This window comes from Pseudomonas sp. A-1, assembly GCF_004801855.1.
GTDB lineage: Bacteria > Pseudomonadota > Gammaproteobacteria > Pseudomonadales > Pseudomonadaceae > Geopseudomonas.
Window position 1 is genome coordinate 1 of the sequence record NZ_SSTC01000175.1, and the last position, 3,172, is coordinate 3,172.

4 protein-coding genes are annotated in these 3,172 nt (G+C 72.5%); all 4 read left to right on the plus strand.

Translation table 11 applies throughout. The annotated features are described in order from the left end of the window. Positions 1-81: 81 nt before the first annotated feature. Complete coding sequence (locus tag E5198_RS20745; protein WP_136491801.1) at positions 82-1,302, plus strand: heme biosynthesis HemY N-terminal domain-containing protein; 1,221 nt, start codon at positions 82-84, stop codon at positions 1,300-1,302. A gap of 131 nt (positions 1,303-1,433) precedes the next feature. Then, positions 1,434-1,925, plus strand: a complete 492-nt coding sequence (locus tag E5198_RS20750; RefSeq protein WP_136491802.1) for a disulfide bond formation protein B — start codon at positions 1,434-1,436, stop codon at positions 1,923-1,925. Between the two features lie 197 nt (positions 1,926-2,122). Beyond that, positions 2,123-2,596: a sigma D regulator gene (gene rsd / locus E5198_RS20755; RefSeq protein ID WP_136491803.1), complete on the plus strand. Its 474-nt coding sequence runs from the start codon at positions 2,123-2,125 to the stop codon at positions 2,594-2,596. 81 nt (positions 2,597-2,677) lie between these two features. Then, on the plus strand, positions 2,678-3,172 hold a 495-nt coding region (locus tag E5198_RS20760; RefSeq protein ID WP_218569079.1), incomplete at its 3' end, for an AlgP family protein.

The following is a 3,172-nucleotide window of genomic DNA, read 5'->3' on the forward strand; positions in this document are numbered from 1 at the left end:
CGGCGCGGCGCCCAGGACCCCCGAGGCCTCGTCCGCGCCGCCGGCGGCGCCCGGCAGCGCGCCGGCGCAGGAGGCCAGCCAATGAACCGCACCTTCCTGCTGTTCCTGCTCGCGATCTTCGCCGCCGCGCTGCTCGGCCTGCTGATCGCCGAGGAGGCCGGCTACGTGCTGATCGCCTGGAAGGGCTTCCGCTACGAGTCCACCCTGTGGGTGTTCCTCGCCCTCGGAGCGGTCCTCTGGGCGCTGCTGGCCGGCGTGCGCCTGCTGCTCGGCCTGCTGGGCGCCTCGGGGCGGCTGGTCAACCCCTGGTCCGGGCGCAACCGCACGCGGCGCATGCAGCAGGCGGCCCAGCGCGGCCTGCTGGAGCTGGCCGCCGGGCGCTGGTCGCATGCCCTGCGCTTGCTGCGCCGGGTCGCCGTGCACAGTTCGCAGCCGCTGGTGCCCTACCTGGCCGCCGCCCGCGCGGCCAGCGAGCTGGGCGAGCACGCCAGCGCCGACCAGTTGCTCGAGGAGGCCCGCCAGCGCGAGCCGAAGGCGGCGCTGGCCGTCGACCTGGTGCAGGCCCAGCTGCTGATGGCGCGCGGGGCGGATGCCGAGGCGGCGAGCGTGCTGCAGGCGGTCCGCGACAAGCACCCGCGGCATCCCCACGTCCTGCGCCTGCTGGCGCAGCTGCAGCCGCGGCTGGGCAACTGGGCGGCGCTGTGCGAGCTGCTGCCCGAGCTGCGCCGGCAGAAGCTGCTGGCGGACGACGAGCTGGAGGCCCTCGAACTGCGCGCCCGTCGCGCCCTGCTGGAGCAGGCCGCAGCCGCTGGCGAGGCGCCGCTGGATGCGCTGCGCCAGGCGTGGCAGCAGCTGCCCCAGGCGCAGCGGCAGAAGCCGGCGCTGGTGGGCTGCCATGCCGAGCTGCTGCAGCGCCTGGGCGGTGGCGCGGAGGCCGAGGAGCTGCTGCGCGCCGCGCTCAAGCGCGACTACGACGCGCGCCTGGCCTACCTCTACGGGCTGGTCCAGGGGCGCGATCCGGCGCGCCAGCTGGCCAGCGCCGAGTCCTGGCTGAAGGGCCGCCCGGCCGACGCCGGCCTGCTGCTCAGCCTCGGCCGCCTGGCCCTGCGCAACCAGCTGTGGGGCAAGGCGCGCGATTACCTCGAGCACAGCCTGCAGCTCGAGCGGCGCGTCGAGACCTATGCCGAGCTGGCGCGCCTGCTGGCGCGCCTCGGCGAGGTCGAGCGCAGCAACCGCCTGCTGCAGGAGGGGTTCGGCCTGTTCGGCGGCGAACTGCCGGCGCTGCCGCAGCCGGCGCGCTGAGCGCATGGCGGCCGTGACGGTCGTCGCCTCGCACTTGACAGGTGGTGTCCAGCGTCTGCCGGGCGGCCTTGAAAGCCCGCCCGGCTTTCCTCTACCGTAGCGGCCTTCCGTTTCCTCCCACCGGAGCCGCCATGCCGCTGGCCAACCCCCGCCTGCTCAACCTTCTCGCCTTCCTCGCCTGCGCCGCGCTGCTGGCCTTCGGCCTCTACCTAGAGCATGCCGAGGGGCTCGAGCCCTGCCCGCTGTGCGTCGTCCAGCGCATCGAGTTCATCGGCGTCGGTCTCGCCTGCCTGGCGGCCGCCATCCACGGCCCGCAGCGTCGCGGTCGGCGCGTCTATGCCGGCCTGACTCTGCTGTTCGCCGCCGCCGGCCTCGCCTCGGCCGGCCGCCAGGTCTGGCTGCAGGGGCTGCCAGCGGACCAGCTGCCGGCCTGCCTGCCGAGCCTCGAGTACATGATGGAGGCGCTGCCGTTCCAGGACATCGTGCGCCTGATGCTGCACGGCACCGCCGACTGCGCCGAGGTGACCTGGACCCTGCTCGGCCTGAGCATCCCCGAGTGGAGCCTGCTGGCCTTCGCCGGCTTCGCCGCGCTGGCCGTGCTGCAGCTGCTGCGTCGCGACTGAGAATCGCCTCAAACGGCTGTATCAAAGTTTTCCCGGTGATGGCTTGCTGCCAGCGGCGGGGCCGGCATAGTCTGGCCGCCACCGGTCGCTGCTGGAGGCTGTCGCCGGGCAGTCCTCGCGGGGCCGGCAGCGATGCCGGGCGGCATCGTTTTCCCATGCGCACAACAACTCCACCGACGCGGGAAGCGAGGAAAACCATGCTCGAGAACTGTCGCAACGCCCAGGAACGCTGGGGTGGTGTCCACCTGCTGCTGGACCGCTGGCTGCAGGAGCGGCATCAGCTGGTCAGCGCCTTCCAGGCCCTCAATGCCCGTCCGCAGACCAGCGGACCCCTGCTGGAGGAGTTCTGCGCGCAGCTGATGGACTACCTGTCCGCCGGCCATTTCGAGATCTACGAGCAGTTGCTCGGCGAGGCGCGCGCCTTCGGCGACGGCCCGGCGCTGGTCCTGGCGGCCAAGGTGTTTCCGCAGCTCGAGGCCAGCACCGCGGTCATGCTCGACTTCAACGACCGCTGCGACAACGGCGACTGCCGCGACAGCGCCTGCGTCGCTCACGAGCTGGAGAAGCTCGGCCAGTTGCTGGAGCAGCGCTTCGAGCTGGAAGACTGCCTGATCGAGGTGCTGCACAACGTGCACAGCGGTGCGGCCACCAGCCAGGCCGGCCAGGCCTGAGCTGCGGCAGGACTGGAGCCTCTGGAAGCCCCGTCGCCGCCGGACTAGTATGGGGGGACACTCATAGCCGGGAGGCATTTCATGGCGACCAGGAACAAGCCAGTCACCACGCCGCTGCATCTGCTGCAGCAGCTGTCCCACAGTCTGCTCGAGCATCTGGAGCAGGCCTGCAGCCAGGCGCTGGTGGATGCCGAGAAGCTGCTGGCCAAGCTGGAGAAGCAGCGCAGCAAGGCCCAGGACAAGCTGCACAAGGCTTCCGCCCGCCTCGAGGAGGCCGCCGCCGCCGGCAAGGCCAAGGCCCAGGCCAAGGCGCGCGAGAGCATCGCCGAGCTGGAGGAGCTGCTCGACACCCTCCGCCAGCGCCAGGGTGAAACCCGCGACTACATCGTGCGCCTGAAGGCCGATGCCGAGCAGAGCCTGCACCTGGCCCAGGGCATCGGCAAGGTCAAGGAGAGCGTGGCCAGCCTGCTGGCCCGCCGCGAGGCCGGCGAAGCCGAAGCGCAGGCCGTTACCAAGCCGCGCGCGCCACGGCGTCCGCGCGTCGCCGCAGCGCCCGCCGTGGCGCCGATCCCCGCC

Coding starts and splice junctions, on each gene's coding strand:
- E5198_RS20750 (WP_136491802.1), top strand. CDS start 1,434: ATGCCGCTGGCCAACCCCCGCCTGCTCAACCTTCTCGCCTTCCTCGCC.
- E5198_RS20745 (WP_136491801.1), top strand. CDS start 82: ATGAACCGCACCTTCCTGCTGTTCCTGCTCGCGATCTTCGCCGCCGCG.
- rsd (WP_136491803.1), top strand. CDS start 2,123: ATGCTCGAGAACTGTCGCAACGCCCAGGAACGCTGGGGTGGTGTCCAC.